General features: G+C 64.4%; 27 protein-coding genes. 8 read left to right on the top strand and 19 right to left on the bottom strand.

The window, feature by feature from the left end; translation table 11 throughout:
- Nucleotide 1: 1 nt before the first annotated feature.
- From DKB74_RS16690 to DKB74_RS16665, 6 genes are all read right to left on the bottom strand, one after another.
- Nucleotides 2-661, bottom strand: a complete 660-nt coding sequence (locus DKB74_RS16690; protein WP_205007897.1) for a glutathione S-transferase family protein — start codon at nt 659-661, stop codon at nt 2-4.
- A gap of 5 nt (nt 662-666) precedes the next feature.
- On the bottom strand, nt 667-1,452 hold the full coding sequence (locus DKB74_RS16685; RefSeq protein WP_239987572.1) for a VOC family protein: 786 nt from the start codon (nt 1,450-1,452) through the stop codon (nt 667-669).
- An 11-nt stretch (nt 1,453-1,463) separates the two neighbouring features.
- A complete protein-coding gene (locus tag DKB74_RS16680; RefSeq protein ID WP_109809323.1) occupies nt 1,464-1,820 on the bottom strand; it encodes a DUF1428 domain-containing protein in 357 nt (118 codons plus the stop codon).
- A 19-nt stretch (nt 1,821-1,839) separates the two neighbouring features.
- Nucleotides 1,840-2,508, bottom strand: coding sequence for a glutathione S-transferase family protein (locus tag DKB74_RS16675; protein WP_109809322.1), 669 nt, complete (start codon nt 2,506-2,508; stop codon nt 1,840-1,842).
- A 68-nt stretch (nt 2,509-2,576) separates the two neighbouring features.
- Nucleotides 2,577-2,954, bottom strand: a complete 378-nt coding sequence (locus tag DKB74_RS16670) for a DoxX family protein (protein WP_205007896.1) — start codon at nt 2,952-2,954, stop codon at nt 2,577-2,579.
- An 18-nt stretch (nt 2,955-2,972) separates the two neighbouring features.
- Nucleotides 2,973-3,410, bottom strand: coding sequence for a VOC family protein (locus tag DKB74_RS16665; protein ID WP_109809321.1), 438 nt, complete (start codon nt 3,408-3,410; stop codon nt 2,973-2,975).
- A 148-nt stretch (nt 3,411-3,558) separates the two neighbouring features.
- Between DKB74_RS16665 and DKB74_RS16660 the strand changes: the two genes are divergently transcribed.
- The 5 genes from DKB74_RS16660 (at nt 3,559) to DKB74_RS16640 (ending at nt 6,473) form a co-directional block, all read left to right on the top strand.
- Nucleotides 3,559-4,176 (top strand): winged helix-turn-helix transcriptional regulator, encoded by a 618-nt coding sequence (locus tag DKB74_RS16660; RefSeq protein ID WP_239987571.1) that lies wholly within the window; start codon nt 3,559-3,561, stop codon nt 4,174-4,176.
- Nucleotides 4,177-4,248: 72 nt separating this feature from the next.
- The gene (gene cobS / locus DKB74_RS16655; RefSeq protein ID WP_109809319.1) at nt 4,249-5,253 is read left to right on the top strand and encodes a cobaltochelatase subunit CobS; all 1,005 of its coding nucleotides are present in this window, start codon (nt 4,249-4,251) and stop codon (nt 5,251-5,253) included.
- A complete protein-coding gene (locus tag DKB74_RS16650) occupies nt 5,250-5,606 on the top strand; it encodes a hypothetical protein (RefSeq protein ID WP_109809318.1) in 357 nt (118 codons plus the stop codon). Before cobS ends, DKB74_RS16650 begins: the two co-directional genes overlap by 4 nt.
- A 44-nt stretch (nt 5,607-5,650) precedes the next feature.
- Nucleotides 5,651-5,890, top strand: a complete 240-nt coding sequence (locus tag DKB74_RS16645; RefSeq protein ID WP_145961035.1) for a hypothetical protein — start codon at nt 5,651-5,653, stop codon at nt 5,888-5,890.
- Nucleotides 5,891-5,996: 106 nt separating this feature from the next.
- On the top strand, nt 5,997-6,473 hold the full coding sequence (locus tag DKB74_RS16640; RefSeq protein WP_109809316.1) for a nuclear transport factor 2 family protein: 477 nt from the start codon (nt 5,997-5,999) through the stop codon (nt 6,471-6,473).
- An 89-nt stretch (nt 6,474-6,562) separates the two neighbouring features.
- On the opposite strand, the gene DKB74_RS16635 is transcribed toward DKB74_RS16640, so the two are convergent.
- The 3 genes from DKB74_RS16635 to DKB74_RS16625 all read right to left on the bottom strand — a co-directional run bounded on the left by DKB74_RS16635 (nt 6,563) and on the right by DKB74_RS16625 (nt 7,957).
- Nucleotides 6,563-6,778 carry a hypothetical protein gene (locus DKB74_RS16635; RefSeq protein WP_109809315.1) on the bottom strand — a complete coding sequence of 72 codons (216 nt, stop codon included), beginning with the start codon at nt 6,776-6,778 and terminating at the stop codon, nt 6,563-6,565.
- Between the two features lie 77 nt (nt 6,779-6,855).
- Nucleotides 6,856-7,506 (bottom strand): hypothetical protein, encoded by a 651-nt coding sequence (locus DKB74_RS16630; RefSeq protein ID WP_145961034.1) that lies wholly within the window; start codon nt 7,504-7,506, stop codon nt 6,856-6,858.
- 64 nt (nt 7,507-7,570) lie between these two features.
- Complete coding sequence (locus tag DKB74_RS16625) at nt 7,571-7,957, bottom strand: hypothetical protein (RefSeq protein ID WP_109809313.1); 387 nt, start codon at nt 7,955-7,957, stop codon at nt 7,571-7,573.
- Nucleotides 7,958-8,102: 145 nt separating this feature from the next.
- Between DKB74_RS16625 and cobT the strand changes: the two genes are divergently transcribed.
- Nucleotides 8,103-9,932 carry a cobaltochelatase subunit CobT gene (gene cobT, locus DKB74_RS16620; protein ID WP_109809312.1) on the top strand — a complete coding sequence of 610 codons (1,830 nt, stop codon included), beginning with the start codon at nt 8,103-8,105 and terminating at the stop codon, nt 9,930-9,932.
- A 15-nt stretch (nt 9,933-9,947) separates the two neighbouring features.
- A complete protein-coding gene (locus DKB74_RS16615) occupies nt 9,948-10,214 on the top strand; it encodes a ribbon-helix-helix domain-containing protein (protein WP_109809311.1) in 267 nt (88 codons plus the stop codon).
- A 110-nt stretch (nt 10,215-10,324) separates the two neighbouring features.
- Here the strand turns inward: DKB74_RS16615 and DKB74_RS16610 are convergent, their stop codons facing one another.
- From DKB74_RS16610 to DKB74_RS16585, 6 genes are all read right to left on the bottom strand, one after another.
- Nucleotides 10,325-11,002 (bottom strand): Fe2+-dependent dioxygenase, encoded by a 678-nt coding sequence (locus tag DKB74_RS16610; RefSeq protein WP_109809376.1) that lies wholly within the window; start codon nt 11,000-11,002, stop codon nt 10,325-10,327.
- Nucleotides 11,003-11,075: 73 nt separating this feature from the next.
- Nucleotides 11,076-13,310 (bottom strand): catecholate siderophore receptor Fiu, encoded by a 2,235-nt coding sequence (locus DKB74_RS16605; protein ID WP_205007895.1) that lies wholly within the window; start codon nt 13,308-13,310, stop codon nt 11,076-11,078.
- Between the two features lie 170 nt (nt 13,311-13,480).
- On the bottom strand, nt 13,481-14,389 hold the full coding sequence (locus tag DKB74_RS16600) for an FAD:protein FMN transferase (RefSeq protein ID WP_109809309.1): 909 nt from the start codon (nt 14,387-14,389) through the stop codon (nt 13,481-13,483).
- 95 nt (nt 14,390-14,484) lie between these two features.
- Nucleotides 14,485-15,306: a DUF4198 domain-containing protein gene (locus DKB74_RS16595; protein ID WP_109809308.1), complete on the bottom strand. Its 822-nt coding sequence runs from the start codon at nt 15,304-15,306 to the stop codon at nt 14,485-14,487.
- 14 nt (nt 15,307-15,320) lie between these two features.
- Nucleotides 15,321-15,851: a DUF2271 domain-containing protein gene (locus DKB74_RS16590; protein WP_109809307.1), complete on the bottom strand. Its 531-nt coding sequence runs from the start codon at nt 15,849-15,851 to the stop codon at nt 15,321-15,323.
- A gap of 15 nt (nt 15,852-15,866) precedes the next feature.
- Complete coding sequence (locus DKB74_RS16585; RefSeq protein WP_109809375.1) at nt 15,867-16,529, bottom strand: PepSY-associated TM helix domain-containing protein; 663 nt, start codon at nt 16,527-16,529, stop codon at nt 15,867-15,869.
- Nucleotides 16,530-16,680: 151 nt separating this feature from the next.
- Here DKB74_RS16585 and DKB74_RS16580 point away from each other — a divergent pair, with 151 nt between their 5' ends.
- The gene (locus tag DKB74_RS16580) at nt 16,681-17,109 is read left to right on the top strand and encodes a cupin domain-containing protein (protein ID WP_109809306.1); all 429 of its coding nucleotides are present in this window, start codon (nt 16,681-16,683) and stop codon (nt 17,107-17,109) included.
- An 880-nt stretch (nt 17,110-17,989) separates the two neighbouring features.
- On the opposite strand, the gene DKB74_RS16575 is transcribed toward DKB74_RS16580, so the two are convergent.
- From DKB74_RS16575 to DKB74_RS16560, 4 genes are all read right to left on the bottom strand, one after another.
- Nucleotides 17,990-18,424 carry an OsmC family protein gene (locus tag DKB74_RS16575; protein WP_109809305.1) on the bottom strand — a complete coding sequence of 145 codons (435 nt, stop codon included), beginning with the start codon at nt 18,422-18,424 and terminating at the stop codon, nt 17,990-17,992.
- Nucleotides 18,425-18,513: 89 nt separating this feature from the next.
- Nucleotides 18,514-18,702 carry a hypothetical protein gene (locus DKB74_RS16570; protein ID WP_109809304.1) on the bottom strand — a complete coding sequence of 63 codons (189 nt, stop codon included), beginning with the start codon at nt 18,700-18,702 and terminating at the stop codon, nt 18,514-18,516.
- A gap of 68 nt (nt 18,703-18,770) precedes the next feature.
- The gene (locus tag DKB74_RS16565; protein WP_109809303.1) at nt 18,771-18,983 is read right to left on the bottom strand and encodes a cold-shock protein; all 213 of its coding nucleotides are present in this window, start codon (nt 18,981-18,983) and stop codon (nt 18,771-18,773) included.
- A 698-nt stretch (nt 18,984-19,681) separates the two neighbouring features.
- The gene (locus DKB74_RS16560) at nt 19,682-19,996 is read right to left on the bottom strand and encodes a hypothetical protein (RefSeq protein ID WP_109809302.1); all 315 of its coding nucleotides are present in this window, start codon (nt 19,994-19,996) and stop codon (nt 19,682-19,684) included.
- Between the last annotated feature and the right edge of the window lie 322 nt (nt 19,997-20,318).

Raw genomic sequence — 20,318 nt, 5'->3', positions numbered from 1 at the left:
CTCAGTCTCTGTCGGGGGCGCCCGGCGGGAACCAGGCGCGGAAGGGGCGCGCATCCTCGACACAGCGCGACACCGATGGTCGCGCAAGCAGTCGTGCGCGATAGGCGCGCAGATTGCCCAGACTTTCCGGAATGGGCTCGATCCAGTCGGCATAGAAAAGCGACGGTGCGGCGGCGATATCGGCCAGCGTGAAGCCGTCGCCCACCGCCCATTCCCGCCCCGCCAGATGCGCATCGAGCCAGGGATAGATGCGCGCGGTACGCTCCTTTGCCTGTGCCACATCCTCCGGATCGCGCCGTTCGGGCGGCTTGAGCGCGTCGTTCACCACCGGTTGGGCGGCGTCCATGACGCTGTGATCGAAGATGCGATCGAATTTGCGCACTTCGAACGCGGTGTCCGGTTCGTGCGGGATCAACTGCACCGGGCCGGGATGGTGCAGCTGGAGATATTCGACGATCGCGCTCGATTCCATCACCACCGTGTCGCCATCGACCAGCAGCGGGAATTTGCGCACCGGCCAGCGGCGCGCGAATTCGGCCGAATTTTCGGGCTGATCCGGGCCGAGGACACGAAAGTCGAACGGAGTGTCGTTCTCATAGAGCGCGATCAGCGCCTTCCAGCTGTAGCTGGAAAATGGGTGGCCGAAGAGTTGCAGTGTCACGGCGATCAGCTCCGCGTGCCGACGAGCCCGAAGGCAACGCCCTGCGGATCGAGCGCCTGGATCACATATTGGCCGCCGGGCACCTGATGCGGCCCATCGACCACCGTGCCGCCTGCGGCGGCGAGGCGATCCCCGGCGGCATCGATATCGGCGACGTTCCAGTAAAAATGCCACATTGCCGGACGGCCATCGGGCGCCGCCATCATCGCGCCGATCGGCTGATCGTCGCGGTTGAGGAATTCATACTCGCCCATCGGACCCATCGGCATCGATCCGCTGATCGCCCATCCGAACCGGTCGAGATAATATGCCTTTGCCGCTGCCGGATCGGGCGAGTGAAGCTCGTTCCACGCGACATGACCGGGCGTGTCGGGCGCAAAGGCAGTGCTTTTCGCGCCTTCCATCCCGGCCGGCGGCTGCGGTTTCATCAGATAGACCGGCACGCCCTGGGGATCGGCGACCATTGCGATGCGGCCGACATCGGGCATGGTCTGATCCATGAACACCGTGCCGCCGACTTGCTTGAGCTCGGTGAGCTGAACGTCGACATCGTCGACACAGACATAGCCATACCAGCCAGGTTTTGCTCCGCCGGAGAGCATTTCAGGCGAGAGCGGCAGCATCCCGCCGACCATGCCGCCATCGGGCGCCGCGATTTCGCGATAATCGACCGGCGGATGGCCCGCCTCCGGCACCGACCAGCCAAGTACCGCCTGATAGAAGGTGCGTGCGGCCGAAATGTCCGGCGTCATCAGTTCGTACCAGATGAAACCGCCCTGATCCTTGCCCATCCGTCTGTTCCTTATTCCGCCTTGAGGTCGAGGAAGCAGTCGAAGCCGCCCCAGAACATGCGCTTGCCGTCGAACGGCATTTCGCCGGGGTTTTTCATGCGCTCGTCGGCCATCAGCTTTTCCCAACCGGCGTCGCGCGCTTCCTTGGAAGGCCAGATGATCCAGGAAAAGACGACAGTCTCGCCTTCCTTCGCCGCCACTGCCTTGAAGAAATCGGTGTGTTCGCCCTTGGGGATATCCGACCCCCAGCCTTCGACCACGCCAATCGCGCCATGTTCGATGAACATCGGGTCTACTTTCGCCGCCATCGCCTTATAGGCGTTTTCATTCGCCTCGGGGACGGGCAGGATGATTCCGTCGATATACATTGCGAGTCTCCTCAGAAATTCAGGCGGGGGTCTTTTCGTGAAAGTCGGCCAGTTGCGCTTCGAGCGCGCGGGCATAGGCCGGGCGGGACAGGCAGCGCCGGTGCCAGGCCGCCAGTGCGGGGCGCGCCTCGATACTGCCGGACCCTTCGGCCCCGCGGAGGACATGCGCCATCATCAGATCGCCCACGCTGAAGCTATCCTCCAGCCAGCTACGTCCGTGCAGCCGGCGTTCCAGCCCGTCGAGCCGGCCATTGATGAGAGTCATCAGATAGGGGCGGCTGGGTTCGGCCCAGGGCTGGTCGGCGGCGAAAATATCGATCGTGGCAAGCTGCATCACTGCCGGTTCGACCGAATTGAGCGCCGCGAACAGCCAGCTTTTGGCGCGCGCGCGTTGCTGTGGGTCGGTCGGCAGCAAGGCCTCGCTCGCCTCTGCGATGTGCAGAACGATGGCGCCCGATTCGAACATCGCCACATCCGCGTCGCGATAGGCCGGAACCTGACCCCAGGGCTGTTCCTCAAGATAGGATTGCGGCCGCGCGGTCGTCGCGTCGAGCGGCCGCACCGAATAGGGAATGCCTGCTTCTTCCAGCGCCCAGCGGACGCGCAGATCGCGGACGAAGCCGCGCGCAAATTCGGGCACCCAGTCGAACACGGTGACGCTTATCGGGGCATCGGGATCGATCGGCATGTTATCGCTCCTGTTTTCAGGCGTGGGCTTCGATCGCGCGGGCCGGCTGTCGCCCGCAATTTCCTGGTTTATTTGCGTATCGGCAGCAGTGCGCGGACTGCCGGATCGCGCAGCCACAATCCGCCCCAGGCCGCGACGCCCAGATAGGCGCCGAACAGCGTGTGCGTGAGCAACGGATTGCCGAGCCGGGCATGGGTGGCGATGGCGCCGCCCAGATATCCGGTGAGCAGGATCGCGCCGAGCAAGGCGGTCCGCGGCCATGCGTAGAGCCCGGTGCCGATCGCCAGCAGGATGGCGAGGATATGGATCGTCGGTGCGTCGGTCGGCCAGCCGAGTGCCGCCATCGTGTCGATCACCGGCTGGAGGACCGCGAATTTCATCGCGAGGTCCATGACCAGGAACAGAATGACGATGCCGGACAGGATCCAGCCGATACGCATGGACATTTTGTCGCTCATGACCGGTTACGCGTCTGCGTTCTGCGGCTGCATCGCCGCCTGCGCGGCTTCGGCATCCATGAACATCGGTTCGAAGATGTGGCCGTCGGGATCGGCGAAGGCGCGGCTGTACAGGAAGCCCATGTCCTGTGCATCGCGAATATCGGCGGTGCCGCCCTGCGCGGCTGCCGTGTCGGTCATGCTGTCCACTGCCTCACGGCTGTCGAGCGACAGGCAGAGCAGTACTTCGGTGGCGGCTTTCGCATCGGCGATCGGGCGCGGGGTGAACGTGGCAAAGAAATCGCGGCTGAGCAGCATGAAGCTGATCGTGTCGGACCAGACCATCGCCGCCGCCTTGCCCTCGGCACTGAAGCGCGGGTCGCGTTCGAAACCGAGTGCGCGATAAAAGGCCGTCGATTTTTCGACATCGGCCACGGGTAGATTCACGAAAATCGTTCTGCGCATCGTCGCTCTCCAATCCGGCGAATCGCTGACTTGAGAAACCTGACCCGATTGATTAGTAAAAGCAACAATGGAGTTAGAAAAAATAACTGAGTACGAATTGGGAAAGCCCAGGCGCTGGTATCGGGACGCGTGCGGCACGGCGCTTGCCATGGAAATCGTCGGTGAGCGCTGGTCGCTGCTGATCATTCGCGAATTGCTGCTCGGCCCGCGCCGGTTCAGCGAGATTCGCGGCGCGCTGCCCGGCATCAGCGCCAATGTGCTGACGCAGCGGCTGGAGGGGCTGGAAAAGGTCGGGATGCTGCGGCGGCGGGGACTGCCCAGCCATCCGGGGGTTCAGGTCTATGGCCTCACGCGCTGGGGATATGAATCGGAAGACGCGATCTTTGCGCTGAGCCGATGGGTAGCCGGATCGCCGCTGCACGATGTCACGCTGCCGCTCAGCAATACGGCAATGATGCTGTCGCTGCGCACGATGATGGATCGCACCGCCGCCGCGCCGCTGGAAGGATGGGATCTGGGCTTTCGCGTCGGGGGGGAGCCGTTTCGCGCGACGGTCGTCGATGCGGCGCTCGAAATCCGCCGTGCCGAACCGGAAGGCGCCGAAGTGATTTTCGAAGGCGATACCGCCGGATTGAAGCCGGTCTTCTATGGTCCCGAGCCGCTGTCCGCGACGATTCCCGCCGGGCTGGTGCGCGTTACGGGCGATGTCGATCGCGCGCAGCGGTTCGTTGATTGCTTTCGATTGCCGGCTTTCGAGAATGACTGATCGCGCTTCGTGCGTTGCAGCATCGGCGCGCAACCCTTAGGTGGGGCCGAAACACCAGCGGACCGAAGCAGCATGACCGACATTCCCAACACCCAGCCCGACAGCCGCGAGACGACGGTGCTCGATGCGCCCGACAAGATGGTTAAGGCGCGCGACGTGTTCGGCATCGATATCGACATGGAAGTGCCGGCGTTCAGCGAGGCGGACGAGCGGGTGCCCGATCTCGACCCCGCCTATGTCTTCGATCCGGATACGACGATGGCGATCCTGGCGGGCTTTGCGCATAATCGCCGCGTGATGATCCAGGGCTATCACGGCACCGGTAAATCGTCGCACATCGAACAGGTTGCGGCGCGGTTGAACTGGCCGTGCATCCGCATCAACCTCGACGCGCATATCAGCCGTATCGATCTGATCGGCCGCGATGCGATCGTGCTGAAGGACGGCCAGCAGGTTACCGAATTCCGCGAAGGCCTGCTCCCCTGGGCGCTGCAGACGCCGACGGCGCTGGTCTTCGACGAATATGACGCCGGTCGCCCCGACGTGATGTTCGTGATCCAGCGCGTGCTGGAGACCGAGGGCAAGCTGACGCTGCTCGACCAGAATCGCGTGATTCGCCCCAATCCGTGGTTCCGCCTGTTCGCGACTGCCAACACGGTGGGTCTGGGCGATACCAGCGGCCTGTATCACGGGACGCAGCAGATCAACCAGGGCCAGATGGACCGCTGGAACATCGTCGTCACGCTCAACTATCTGCCCGCCGCGACCGAGGCGCAGATCGTGCTCGCCAAATCGGGCGAATATGACAAGCCGGGCGGCAAGGAAGCGGTCGAGAACATGATCCGCGTCGCCGATCTGACGCGCCGGGGCTTCGTCGCCGGCGATATTTCCACGGTGATGAGCCCGCGTACGGTGATCACCTGGGCCCAGAATGCGCTGATCTTCGGCGATGTCGGCTTCGCATTCCGCCTGTCGTTCCTCAACAAGTGCGACGAGGCAGAACGTCCGCTGGTCGCCGAATATTATCAGCGCGTGTTCGGCAAGGACCTGCCCGAAAGCGTGGTCGGACAGGCTTGAAGATCCTTGCATCCCTGCTCGCGCTGAGCGCATCGGCGGGGATGCCGGTACAGGACATTCCCGATCAGAAAGTTTCGGTGATAATTTTCGATTGCTACAGCGCGATGCGCGGGGTGGCGGTGTCGGTTGACGGAAAGCCGATGGAAGTTTTGCCATCGGAAGAAATCGAGGATTCCGTTGCGATATGCGGAAACCTATCGCTGACCGTCGGTAACTCAGTGGTTGTTACGATTGCGCGGGATGGCGAAACGCGTCAGGTTTCGGTTCCTATTGGTGCAGATGCGGACTGGCTTTGGATCGAGGTTGGCGGAATGACAGCCAGTTCCGAGCAAGAAGCGCCGCTGCTCGATTGATCGCGTGGAATCGGTCTACGCCGGGACAAGCGATGGATGCCCAAATGCAGAGCGATACCCCGCCTGACGACCCGCTCCATCCCGATCGCTGGACGGCGCAAGGGGGCCGGGGCGGGCCGATCACGGGCGATGAATTCGCGTATCTGAAAGACCTGATGCATCGGCAGATGGGTGTCGGCCATGTCGAGCCCGAGCGGAACTGGCAGCCACCGGCTGAACCGGTCAAGCCACGCGGGGCGGGTGCGTTGCTGCGGCGGCTCTGGCCGTTCGGGCGCGCTTCCTGAACGCCGCTCAGCGCTACGCTACCCGCCAAATGGGGATTGTGCGCGGGCGGGCTTCTGAAAACCTTCCTTCCCAACACGGTGCAGAACCGGGAAGGAGAGGAACACCATGAACGAGGATCGGATCGCAGCGCTGGACGCACGGCTGGCGCGGGTGGAGGATGAACTTGCCATCCACCGGCTGCTCGCCACCTATGGCCCGCTCGCCGATGCCGGCAATGCGCATGATGCGGCCGATTTGTGGGTCGAGGAAGGCGTCTATGATCCGAGCGGCGCCTATCGTGCCGAGGGTCGGGCGGCGCGCGAGACCATCTATACCAACGAAGTGCATCAGGCGCTGATCCATCGCGGATCGATGCACATGACCGCGCCGGTGCAGGTGACGCTGGACGGGGATGCAGCCAGCGCAGTCGGCTACTCGCTGCTTGCGCTCAACAATGGCGAGAGCTTCGCGCTGCTCCGCGCATCGATCAATCGCTGGACGTTGCGCCGCACCGGGGATGGCTGGCGCATCGTCGAGCGCGTGAATCAGGTGCTCGACGGATCGGAGCATGCGCACCAGCTGCTCGAATCGGTGTCGCGCTGATCGGTGTCGCGCTGATCCCTGGCGCGATTAGCGACGTGGGATGCGGGCGTTGTTGCTGAGGCTTCGGCGGTTCGGTCGCTAAAGCGGGCCTAGTCGCCCTTGCGCCGGGCGCGGATCGCCCGCCATGCCGGATCGGCGCGATCGTTCCTGATCATGATCGCTTCGACATCGTCGAATTCTTCGAGCTCGAGCGCTTCGGCGATGCTCATCGGGAAATAGACATTTTCATCATTGTCGGCGCGGATCCCATAGGCGCCACGGCCTTCCTCGCTGCTGGTAATGATACATTCCGCTTTGACAGCCATGGGTAATTTCCAGTCTGATATAGATCGTAGCGTTTGGAATTTTCGGCGTTGGGCGCTGTCCGCGCCAAATCGCCGGCTTAATCGCGAATATTCACTATCCGCATTTTTTCAACACTTACCGGCACCGCATAGGCATCGGCCTCGCGGCCCGGGCGGATGCCCAGCCGCGCGCTGAACGTGCCGATCCGGCCCTGTTTCAACCGTTCGGCATCCGCAGTCGGAATGCTGCCCGACAGGCTGATCGTCGCGACAGTCGATTCGCCCGGCGCGAGCATCGTCGCGCGTCCCGCGCTGCAATCCTCCGCATCCTGTTTGCCGCAATCGGGAAGCCCGGTGAAGCGGCTGTCATGCGTGCCGGTGATGCGCGTGCCGTCGTCCAGATCGAGCGCAGCTTCGGAATCCGCGCGCAGCCAGTTGAGCGCGAGCGGAACCGGCGCGATATTGGCGATCCGCACGCTGACCGTGCCGGCAAGCTGCGTCGTTCCATCGCTGTCGCCATCGAGCACGACCGTCGCGCGCACCGGCGCAACCGTTACCTGCGAAGCCTTGTAGCTGCCCGGCGCCAGAGTCGGCGTGGGGGAGGGGGCTGCCGCAGTCGGGGTCGGCGTCGGCTGGGGCGCATCGTCTTTGCGGTTCGAAAAGCCCAGAAACGCGCCCAGCGCGACCAGCGCGGTGGTGCAGGCCGCGAATGCATGGGTGCCGCTGATCCAGTGGCTCTTGTCTGCCATCACTTCCTCCACCCCGGCTCCTACCCAAAGCGGGCGCCCGCGCCAAGGTGGCGATAGCCGGAAATCAGGGCCTGCGGCGGCCAAAGCTGCCTGGCGGCGGGCGTATGGGCTCGGCATCGGCATTGAGTTCGTCGAGCCTGCGCGCAAGCCGTGCTTCGAACGAGGTGTCGGTGAGCGGATCCTCGTCGGGTCCGCCGGTGCGCGCTGCATTGCGCCGGTCGCGCCGCATCGTCCGCCACAATGCAAAGCCTGCCGCCGCCAGCATCGCCAGGCTGATCCAGGTGGCAATGGCGGGTTCCTGCGGTGCCACGCGGGATAGTGGCGCGTCGGTGCTTGCGGGCTCGCCGCTTCGGGGGATTTCCGAACGGGCGGGTGCGGCATCCGCCGTAGCGGCGGTGCCGGCGATCAGCAGCAATGCGGCTGCCAGTGCGGTGCGGTGGTGGTTTCTCATGCGCTTCCCCGTCTGCGCGACGGTGCGGCATTATGACGACACCTGCTTACCAACAGGCTAACCGGTCGCGAAATAGGGCGCGTAACTGCGAAAGTCGCGCTCCGCCCTTGCATCGTGCGGGCGCTTTCCCACAAACAGCGTCACCATGGCGAACGAAACCCCCACCGAAAAGCTGCGCAACGTACTGGCAGGAACCGCGCGCGCGCTGGCCAACGACGCCGAAATCGAACTGAGCTTCACGGCCGATGCGCCCGGCCAGATCGGCAAGCAGATCAAGGTGCCGATGCCCGGTCGCACGCTGCCGCCCGAACAGGTCGCCGAAGTGCGCGGTTTCGCCGACAGTTTCGCATTGCGTTCGCGGCTGCATGACAGCGGGCTGCATTTGAAAGGGTCGCCGCGCGAGGCTGTGGCGCGGGCCGTGTTCGACGCCGTCGAAACCGCGCGGGTCGAGGCGCTGGGATCGCGCGGCTATGCCGGGATTGCGGACAATCTGGAGCACGCGCTCGACGTGCGGCTGCGTTCGGACCCGATCAGCCGCGCGCGTTCGCGTGAGGAAGTGCCGCTGTCCACGGCGATCGGGCTGATGGTGCGCGAGCGGCTGACCGGGCGCGCCGCGCCAGCTGCCGCCGCGCCGGGACTGGCACTGATATCCGACTGGATCGAGGATCGCGCGGGCGCCGATCTCGACGCGCTGGCAATGGCGATCGACGATCAGGCGACGTTCGCGCAATTTGCGTCGAAAATGCTCGAAGACCTGCAACTGACCGAAGGCGAGATGCTGCCCGACGACAGCGACGAAGGCGGTGGCGAGGACGAAGGCACCGAAGAGCAGGAACAGGACGGCGACGAGCAGGGCGAAAGCGAATCCGACAGCGGCGAAGGCGAAGTCGAGGCGCGCGGCGAACAACGCGAATCCGAAGGCGAGGAAGGCGAAGGCGAGCGCGAGCAGGAAGAGGGGTTTGACGACGCCGATGGCGAAAGCGGCGACGACGGCGAAGAGGGGATGATGCCGGTGCGGCCCAACCGGCCCTGGTCGGATCTGCCGCCGCAATTCGAATATCGCGCCTTTACCACCAAGTTCGACGAAGTGATCGCGGCGACCGACCTGTGCGACAGCGAAGAACTGGAGCGGCTGCGCAGCTATCTCGACCAGCAGATGACGCATTTGCAGGGCGCCGTGACCAAGCTCGCCAACCGGTTGCAACGGCGGCTGATGGCACAGCAGAATCGCAGCTGGGATTTCGACCAGGAGGAAGGGTTGCTCGACGCCGCGCGGCTGGCGCGCGTGGTGGTCAATCCGATGCAGTCGCTGTCGTACAAGGTCGAGCGCGATACCGAATTCAAGGACACGGTGGTGACGCTGTTGATCGACAATTCGGGATCGATGCGCGGGCGGCCGATATCGATCGCGGCGATCAGCGCCGACATCCTTGCCCGCACGCTCGAGCGTGTCGGCGTGAAGACCGAAGTGCTGGGCTTTACGACGCGCGCATGGAAGGGCGGGCAGAGCCGCGAGGCATGGCTTGCCGATGGGCGGCCGCCGCAGCCCGGCCGCCTCAATGATTTGCGGCACATCGTCTATAAACAGGCGGACGAGCCGTGGCGTCGCGCGAAGAAATCGCTCGGCCTGATGATGCGCGAAGGGCTGCTCAAGGAGAATATCGACGGCGAGGCGCTGTTATGGGCGCATGGCCGGCTGATCGCGCGGCCCGAGGATCGCAAGGTGATGATGGTGATTTCCGACGGCGCGCCGGTCGATGATTCGACATTATCGGTGAATTCGGGCGCCTATCTGGAACGGCATCTGCGCCAGGTGATCGGCTGGATCGAACAAAGGTCGCCGGTGAAGCTGGTGGCGATCGGCATCGGCCATGACGTCACCCGCTATTATCAGAAGGCCGTGACGATCATGGATGCCGAACAGCTTGCCGGCACGATGATCGAACAGCTCGCATCGCTGTTCGACGATGAATGACCGCGGCGTGACGCAGTGAATGTCGCGCCGCCGCCGGGGGGCTTTGCCGGGCCGGTCAAGCGATCGGTGACGATTGCCGGGCACCCGACATCGATCAGCCTGGAGCCGATCTTCTGGGAAGCGCTGGAACGGGCGGCGGCGGCGCGGCGGTTGCCGCTCAACGCGCTGATCGCACAGATCGATCTGGCCCGTATCGGCGCGGAGGACCCGCCCAACCTTGCCAGCGCGATCCGCAGCTGGCTGATGGTGCTGGCGGTGGGACCGGACGAGGCGGAGGGCTAAATCGCGTTTCGCTTCCGCTCGTGTCTAGCGAAGTCGAGACACGATGCCTCAAGCGCCACCGCTACATGTCTCGACTTCGCTCGACACGAACGGAGGGCGAGGGCGCGCCCTCAGGTCTCGGCCCAGCGGCGCAGAAGATTGTGATAGACGCCGGTCAGCTGCAGCGTCGCCTGGCTGTCGGCGCCATCGGCAGTCAGTTTCTGAATCGACGTGTCCATTTCGAACAACATCCGCCGCTGGCTGTCGTCGCGCACCATGCTCTGGATCCAGAAGAAGGATGCGATCCGCGCGCCGCGGGTGACCGGCGCGACGCGGTGCAGGCTGCTCGACGGATAGACCAGCGCGTCACCAGCGGGCAGCGTCACTTCATGTTCGCCATAGGTGTCGGCGATGATCAGTTCGCCGCCGTCATATTCGTCGGGATCGTTGAGAAAGACCGTGCACGACACGTCCGATCGCAGATGCGATCCATCGGCCAGCCGCATCACCGAACCATCGACATGAAAGCCATATTGCCCGCCGCCGGTATAGCGATTGAACCGTGGCGGCAGGATGCGGAGCGGCAATGCCGCGGCAAAGAAGAGCGGATTGCGTTCGAGCGCGCCGAGAATGATCTGCCCAAGCTCGGCCTTGACCGGCGAAGCATCGGGCAGCTGATGATTGCGCTTCACCTGCGCACCTTGCGGCCCGACGGTTTCGCGACCGTCGGTCCAGTCCGACGCCTCCAGTCGACGGCGGATTTCGGCCACCTGGTCAGCGTCCAATATACGGGGAATATGCAACAGCATCGATGCACCGATCGTCAGGAAATAGGAGGCGGCGGAAACATGCGTCCCCGCCGCCATGGGAGTCGAGCCCGGATCAGAACCGGAAATCGGCGCTGAACAGGAAGGTCTGCGGCGTGCCGGGCGTGTAGCGATAGCCGCTCTTGTTGATCGAGACGACATAGGCCTCGTCGAACAGATTATACGCATTGGCACGCAGCGTGACGTGATCGTTGAGCGCATAGGAAAGCAGCGCGTCGACCGTGGTCCAGCTTTCGGTATAGGTCGGCGTGCCGACCGCGCCGTCGGTGCCGCGATGCATGCCGCCGGTGTGGCGAACGCCGCCGCCGACCGTAACGCCCATCGGCAGGCGATAGCTGGTCCACAGCGTGAACGCATCGTCGGGCGTATAGGTCAGGTTGGGGGTGCCGTCGCTGGTGACCGGGGGGCCTTCCTCGACGCTGGTGTCGAGATGGCTGTACCCCGCCGAAATCGACCAGTCGGGCGTGATGTTGCCGACCATCGACAATTCGATGCCCTGCACGCGCTTCTTGCCCGTCTGGGTGGGATTGCCGTTGTCGTCCAGCACATCGGTGTTGATTTCGTTGCTCACCGTGGTGCGGAACACTGCCGCTGTGGCGAGCAGGCGCCCGTGGAAGAACTGCCATTTCACCCCGGCCTCGATCGTCTCTGCCTTTTGCGGGTCGAGATTGGGATTATCCAGGCTGCGCGTCGATTCGCTCAGGCTGAAATTGCTGCCGCCGGGAGGCTGTTGCGACACGGCATAGTTCACATAAAGGCTGAGCGGCTGGATCGGCTTGTACACTGCGCCGAGTTTCCAGTTGAACAGCGTGCCGCTGGTATCGAGATTGGCGGTTTCGACGATCGTGCCGATCGCCGCGCCATTGCACGACACCGCGCCGCGCCCGGTGCCGTCGTTGCACACCGCATTGGCGAAATAATCGGTCTGATAGAAATCGACGCGGACGCCGCCGGTGACGAGGACGGTGTCGTTGAGCAATTTGAGCGTGTCGAAGATATAGGCCGATTGCGTGTCGGTGCTGCCTTCGCGGATCGCACCGCTGCGCGCCAGGCTGAGATCGCCGACATCGTTCCAGTCGGGATGGTAGAGATTGGCGGCCGGACGCGATCCGGAGACGGCGATGTCGTACAGCTTCTGCTTTTCGTGCACGAATTCGACGCCCGCGACGAGATTGTGGCGGATCGCGCCGGTCGCGAAGTCGGCGCGCACGCTCAGCTGGTCGGCGAGGATGATATTATACTGGTCCTTCACCGTCGGCAGGCTGCGGGCGAGCGTATAGGTGGACAGATCGTCGGGGTCGGTCGCACTGATATTGCCGCTCGTCGACATGAACGCAGTCAGCAGATAATCCTGCTCGGTACGGCCCCAGCGCGCGATGTTGCTGAGCGTGATGCCGTCGGAAAGATCATGCTCCAGTTGCAGCGTCGCCATCGTCGCGGTGACGTCGTCATGATCGGCGCGCGTGCCATAGAAGTTGGTCGATGCGACCGGATTGCCGATCAGCGGCTCGAGACCCGGTTGCGGTTCCCATCCGGGCAGGCCGATCGTCGGGACATAGCCGTCGGGCACATTTTCCTGTTTCACGTACAGGAAGTTGAGGTTGAGCCGCGTGCTGCCACCCATGCCGAGCGAGAAAGCCGGAGCGATGCCGACGCGGCTGTTGTTGACATGGTCGCGCCCCGGAACATCGCTGTCCTGCCACATGACGTTGAGGCGCAGCGCGGCGCCCGACAGGCCGGGCAGCGCCATGTTCATGTCGCCGGTCGCGCGCGTCTGACCATCGACGCCCGCCGTGACTGTGCCGTTGACGAAATTGCCCGGGCGCGCATGTTTGCTGACCAGATTGATTGCACCTGACGGCGCGGTGCGGCCATTGTCGGTGCCCGCCGGGCCCTTCACCACTTCGACCTGTTCGATGTTGAAGATATCGCGCGAGATCGAACCCAGGTCGCGGACGCCGTCGACGAAGATGCTGCTCGACGTATCGAAGCCGCGCATCGACACCGAATCGCCGCTGGTCGTATTGCCATTCTCGCCGGCATAGAATGTACCGACGCCCGGGCTGTTGCGCAGCGCTTCGCTCAGCGTGGTGGCGCCCTGCTGGTTGAACAGCTCGCTGTCGATGACCTGGATCGTCTGCGGCGTGTTCGCGACCGGCTGAGTGAATTTCAGCTGGCTGACGATCTGGTCGCCGGTGACGACGATCGTGTCGCGATCCTGTTGCTGTCCGCCGGCTGCGTCCTGCGCCGATGCGTGCTGCACGCCCATCGCCGCGAGCGAAATCCCCATCGTTACTTCTATTGAACGCTTTGCGCTGCGAATGCCGCCCCTGCGAGCCATATTGGTCTGCTCCCCGCTTATGAATTGAAACTGATTCGCAGTCTCATAGAGAGGGGATTATGCTCTTGCAAGTCGTTCGCAATAACATTCCTGCGCGCATTTCCCGATGCTGAGCGGGCTCAGCCGAGCATCTGCGCAAATGCAGGGGAGACGCGTTCGGATATGGTCTCGCCGGTGCGAACGAGCATATGCGCGGCAAGCTCTTGCCGCGTCGCCAGCGCCATTCCGGCATCCGGGCCCAATACCGTGAGCGCGGTGGCCCAGGCATCGGCAAGCATGCATTCGCGATGGATCACGCTTACCGAAACGACGCCGTGGGTTATGGGACGGCCGGTGCGCGGATCGAGCGTATGGGCATAGCGACGCCCCGCCATATCGAAGCCGCGCACATAGTCACCCGATGTCGCGACTGCGACGCCATGCAGCGCGATCCGGATCGGCGGCGCGGTTATGCCGGGCGGCTGTTCCAATGCCACCCACCAGGGCTGGCCATCGGGTTTGATCCCCTCGCCGATCAGCTCGCCGCCGATCTCGACCAGAAAATCGGTGAGACCGAGCGTCCGCAGTGCGTCGGCAAGCGCATCCACCGCATAGCCCTTGGCGATACCGGAAAAATCGAAATGTACCGGGCGCGTCCGACGCAGCCGCAACCGGGCGCGATCGAACTCGACGGCACTCACGCCCGACGCCGCCATCGCTTCGGCGATCGCGACATCGTCAGGCACGCTGGTGCGCGGCCCCGAGGGGCCGAATCCCCAAAGATCGGCGAGCCTGCCCATCGCCGGGTCAAATGCGCCTTTGCTCCGTTCGGAAACATCGATTGCGGCGGCAAGCACATGGGCAAAGGCCGGTGGCACCGATTGCCAGCCGCCGTGCCGATCCTGATTGACCCGGCGGATATCGGATGCCGGATCCCAATGGCTCATTTCCGCGATTACGCCGTCGAGCGACCGGGTGATCGCCCGGCCGGTAGCGGCGGGAAGGCCGGACGGGGGCACGACGATGCGCGCCGACCATTGCGTCCCCATCGTTTCGCCGCCCAGCGTTTCGATCGACGCATCCGCCCGCCGCCGCTCAAAGGCGGCGGGGGGTATCTCGGTCGGGATCGCAATGCGCGGCGCGTTTACGACGGCAGCACCTCGAACGTCGCGGTATAGCCGGCGCGGCTGGTCGGCGCCTGGCCTTCGCCGCGCGGACCGCCGGTGGTGAGCTCGATCCAGTAGAGCCCGGCTTCGGGCCAGGTGATGCGCACCTTGCCTTCGGCGTCGGTGGTCAGGTTCATCTGACCCTGGCTGTCGCGATAGCGGCTGCCGCCCGGCACCACGAGCACGTCCAGATTGGCTGCCGGCGCGCCGTTGAGCAGGAACTGGAAGGTTGCTTCCTCACCCGCATAGAGATCGTTGGGGTGGGTGACCGGAACCAGCTCGATCCCCTTGCCGGTGGGCGTGAAGATCGTGTCTGTGGGCTGGCCGAGCGTGACGAACAGCTCGGTGCGGACCTGATTTTCGGTCACTTGAACATCGGTGGCACCTTCGGGGATTGCGCCGGCCACGTCGCTTGCCTTCAGTCCGCGGGGAAGCCGCTGGCGTTCGCCGTTCAGCATATAGCTGCCCATCGCGCCTTCGCGGACCATCGCGATGCGATACGTGCCCTGTTGCGTCAGATGCGCGTCGAATGTGGTACGCAACCGCCCGGTATGTTCATTCTCCACCGCGACGGCGCTGCCATCGGGCGCGGTAACCGCAAAGTCGCCGCGCAGTGCGTTATGATCGAAATAGAACAGCTCGTTGCCGACGGCGGCGTCGACCGTCACCCAGGCTTCATCGCCCGACAGCACCGTCGACGATGCGATCATCCACATGCGATGCGCCTGCACTGCGGCAGGCACGGCAAGGGTGGCGATCGCGGCCAGCGCGAAAATCGGGGCGCGCAGTTTCTTCAGCATGCCGGTTTCTCCTGTTAGCGGCGGATCGTCAGGCTGACGGCGCCGAGTTCGTTCGATCCCTGGGCGCGTGCCGACGCAGTCGCCGATCCGTTCCAGGTGAAGGGAAGGCGGAGCAGTTCGCGTCCGCCGACTTCGCGGGCGGCCTCGACCACCAATGTGTAATTGCCGGGCGACAGGCGCGGCATCGATCCGCTGCCGCCGGTAAAGCTGATGCGGTGCGTGCCCGGTGCCTTGGTGGCGCTCGAAATACCGTCGGCGGGAAACGACATGGCGCGCCCGGCCGTGCGCCAGAACTGGCGCAGGTCGCGCAGCCATTTGGTGCCTTCGTTGCCGCGCATGTCGAAATCGTACCAGACGGTCAGTGTGCGCGGCGTCGCGCCTTCCTTCTCCAGCCAGATCGCCACATAGGGCTTGTGATATTCGGCGACGCGCAGGCGCGGGATCTCCACCGAAAGGTCGAGCGTCTGGGCTCCGGCCGGACCGGCGATCAGGCCGCCCGCGCCGATGGCGGCGGCGGTGAGCCCCGTGATGCGAAGCTGCGTCATGCGGCTATTCTCCACTTAATGAACCAGAAGGATGGCGACGAGCGCGGGAAGCACGAGCCCCGCGGCGACAAGCGGCCAGGTGCTGCGCCGGTGGCGGGCATGGAGCTGAAGCAGCACCAGCCCGGTGAGTGCGAACACGAAACATGCGACCGCGAAAATATCGATGAACCAGGCCCAGGCGGTGCCGGCATTACGCCCTTTGTGCAGATCGTTGAGATAGGCGATCCAGCCGCGATTGGTGGTTTCGGCCGTGACCTCGCCAGTCGCGCGGTCGATTGCGATCCAGCCGTCGCCGCCGGGTCGCGGCAGCGCAAGATAGACTTCGTCGGGCGACCATTCGGCCTGACCGCCCGCGCGCATCGACAGATTCTGCTCCAGCCAGCCACGCACCGCCACGGGCAGGGGGCGGCGATCGTCGCCCCCTGTGCCTGCGCTGTCGTCCTTGCCCTCCGGCGCAAGCTGCGCAAGCAGCGGGGCGGGCAGGGTTGCGGTCTGTTCGGCGACAGCGGGCTTCGCTTCGATATCGGCGGCGTGATTGAGCGTGATACCGGTGAGCGCGAACAGCAACAGCCCGATCAGGCTGATCGCCGAACTCATCCAGTGCCAGGTATGAAGCTGTTTCAGCCAGAAGCTTTTCCGGCCGCGCTTGCGGGTGGCCGGTGCGGCGGTGCCATGCATCGAAGTAAAATCTGTCCCCATTGGTTCGATGCCGCGATAACGCGAACGACTCGCAATTGCAATTGCCAAAGCGCGAATTTGTGCGGCCTCAGGGGTTGCATCGCAGGCGGCACGGAGCCTAGCCGGAAGGCTCTATATAGGGGAGGGCGTTATGGACGCGGCGCGGGAGATTATCGAACGGCTCGGCCTGGCCCCGCATCCCGAGGGCGGCTGGTATCGCGAAACCTGGCGCGCCGCTGCGGCGCCGGGCATGCGTGCGGGCGGCGCTGCAATCCTGTTCCTGCTCGAGGCAGGGCAGCGATCGCACTGGCATCGCGTCGATGCGGACGAAATCTGGTTCTGGCATGCCGGTCATCCGCTTGATCTGCACATCGCCGACGAAGCCGCGACGACTTGGCGCACGACAAGGCTTGGCGGCGATGTGATCGGCGGTTATGCGCCCCAGTGCCTGGTCCCGGCGAATCGCTGGCAGGCGACCGAAGCCAATGCGGGATGGGGACTGGTCAGCTGCACCGTCACACCCGGTTTCGATTTTTCGGGGTTCGAGCTGGCCGCGCCCGGATGGCAACCCGGCGGTTGAACGACGCGCCGAATTTGTCCCCGATATCCACGTTATCAACAGGTGCGAAGGCCCATTTTCGGCTTTGCGCGACTCGGATCGAGTGACATCATCCTAATCACAGAGCGGCGATGGAGCGGCGGGAAACCAAAGCAAAATCAAAGCACTGGACGGATTTTGACGGGATGCGGTGCCTTCGGGAAACCCGTTTCGACAGAGTTCGGGGATGCTGCCCCCCGGGCAGCGCCGCAAGCCGCATGGCCGCGCAAGCGGAGAGGCGGTGGACGGACTGACCGGGATGTATCCGAAACGCGCTGGGACATGTTTCGGCATGGATCAGGGCAGGTCGAAAGAGGCCGTGTTGCCGGACCTTCGGGAAAGGCGGTGCGGGGGAAAGCGACCGACGCCGGGAGAAGCCCCTGGGTGGATCGCGGCGGGCCAGCGAAACCGCGAGCCGATCCTTTGGGAACGGCAGAGGAAGATACTGGCCGACTCCGGAAGATGCTTCGGCAGAACCGGGGAGGCCGCCGGGTTCGGAAAGCACAGGCCTTGGCCGGTGCGGACCGACCCGACGACCGGAAGCGAAACGCCCCTGTTTCCCTCGGGAAGCGAGGCGTGGAGCTGCCGCCGAAACAAGGTTGCGATGCCCCTGCCCAGGGGCTGCGGCTGAAGTCCGGCGACACGGGGGAGACGGCAGCGATGCCGCCTCCCCTTTTGCGTTTCGGGCATTTCGCGTTTTTGGCGCTTCGGCGTTCCGGGTCTTTCGTGCTTGCGGTCTTCCGCGCTGTTGGCGGGCCGTTGGTCGGTCGCGGGCGGGAATGCGGACGCGGCGTTCGCGCCGTTGCTCCCATCGTCAGCCACCCGTTGCGATGCATAGGGGCGGGCTGGCGCGCGGGGGTGGTCAGGCCGAGGTTTCGGCCATTTGAATATCGAGTGAAATTTCGGCCTTGAGCAGCTTCGAAATCGGGCAATTGGCTTTCGCTTCCTGCGCGATCGCATCGAAGCGGTCGGGATCGATCCCCGGAACGCTCGCCTTGAGCGTCAGATCGGAGCGGGTGACGGTGAAGCCGTCGCCATCCTTTTCCAGCGTCACTGCCGCCGCGGTTTCCAGCGTGCCGTCGTTCAGCCCCGCCTTCGCCAGCGCAAAGCTGAGCGCCATGGTGAAGCATCCGGCGTGCGCGGCCGCGATCAGTTCTTCGGGATTGGTGCCGGGTTCGTTTTCAAAGCGTGTGGCAAAGCCATAGGGGCTGTCGTCGAGCACGCCCGATTGCGTGCTGATCCATCCCTTGCCGTCTTTGCCGAGCCCCTGATAGCGGGCAGTCGCAGTGCGTTTCATCGTCGCGGTCTCCTGTCGGTGGCCCCCGCCCGTTGCCGGAAGATGGGGCGGCGCGGAGCCGGATCAAGGATTGTCGCGACGGTGCGGCTTTAGCGGGCCGCCTTTTCCGCTTCCTTGCGGGCGCGTTGCACGGCGACGCGTTCGGATCGGTCGGCCATCGCTTCCCATGCCTTTTGCGAGCGCAGATGGCGGTCGCGGACATTGGACAGGTCGCTTTGTTCGGCATGCGCGCCTTCGGCATCGGCGCGGGCGCGGAACGTTTCGGCTTCAGTACTCATCGCTGGCATCTCCCGATTGGAAAAGCGAAACGGCGGCACCCGGTTGGGTGCCGCCGCAGATGCCGTGATCAGTCGGCCGCCTGGAGGTTGCACGCGGCCATCTTGCCGCGCTTGTCCTGCTCCATGTCATAAGTGACGCGCTGGTCCTGCTGGAGCGTGACCATGCCCGCACGTTCGACGGCGGTGATGTGGACGAATGCGTCTTCGCCGCCGCCATCGGGCGCAATGAAGCCATAGCCCTTGTCGGCATTGAAGAATTTTACGGTTCCGGTGGTGCTCATACGAGTTCCTTCTGGTTACGGGCCGCCCATTGCGAGCGGACCTCGCGCTTCAGGTGCAGTGATAGAAGGAACGCGGAGCCGCAAAGCACCGAAAACCGACGATGTGCGGCTGTAGCAAAGCTTATGTAGGGGTTGGCGGAGGAAATTGCAAATGATGGCGAAGCGTTGGGGATCGCGTGCCCCGGATTTCGCCCGGACTTCGAGCGTGTTCCCGAAATTCCAGGCGAGGGCACCGCAGGGCGGGGCGTTCCGGCGACGCCGCGCGGGGGCGGAAGTTTAGGAAGTTGAGGGCACGTTCCCCCTGTTTCCGCTTCCCCCGCATTTACCTGATGCCGTTGCGACGGGGCAGGCGCAGCACCGCTTCGTTCCATGCAGGGATGCGCGCGGTATCGGGCGAAGTGCGCGGCGGCGGGCCGATCCGCCCCGCATCGCGCCATCCATTCGCGCACGGGCCCGCGCGAATCATCGCGAAAGGCGGCAGGGGGCGGGGTTGGCGGGCGGTGACGGCATCTTGTCCTCCGGTGCGGGGGCGTTGGGGGACTCGTCAGATATGCCGGGACGGGGGCTGTAGGACAGCGATTTCTGCGCGCACGGGGGCGCGAAAGACGCCGCCAGCGAAAGCCGCTGACGGCGGGAGGAAAGCGGAGTGCCCGAATTGGCTATCGGGTCCCCGCTATTCCGCGCCCTCGGCACTCCGCTCAATGAATGGCGGCCGGCTCCGTGGGATGGACTTCGCCGATCTTGCCGTTGGTCAGCGCATCCGGGCGGAAGTCATAGGGCGCCTCCGCCGTGCCATCGGGCTGTTGCGCGCCATCCGATGTTTCGGCAGCGCGCGCGCCATCGGCGTCATCCTTGCGGGCATTGCGCAAACGGTCGATCAGGCCAAAGCGGATCGCCGCCCCTGCCAGCCCCGCCACCGCAGCGACCGCCGTGGTCGCGCCAATGGCGATGTTGCGTTTCCGATGTTCGGTTTTGGCCTTGAAGCGGCCACGACTGTCACGTTTCTGGGTCATGCGGGAGAAACGAGTATGGGGCGGGAGGGGTTCCGTGATGCGTCGTGCCGGTCAGATCGCGCAGTTCCCGCGGTAGCCAGCAGGGCGGCTCAATGATGCCCAAATGGCGGCTACGCGCTGTTACCAGCGAAAGCCCTTCTCGGCGGCTAGGCCGATGGATTGGGCGAGTTTGCTATTTGGTAAGTCCCGGAAGCGAAATTACGTCCGCTGCGAGTTGGGTGTACTGTCGCCGAACTCCTCGGGATCAAACTAAAGCGAATAGAGCAGCGTGGATAGATTCGTACCGTTCGAATTGAAACCGTCTCTTGGCTTGTCGAAAACG

The organism is Stakelama portus (assembly GCF_003171655.1).
In the GTDB taxonomy this organism is placed as follows: Bacteria; Pseudomonadota; Alphaproteobacteria; order Sphingomonadales; family Sphingomonadaceae; genus Sphingomonas; species Sphingomonas portus.
Note: the sequence above shows the minus strand (reverse complement) of the source record. Positions and strands in the feature narration are given on the sequence as shown.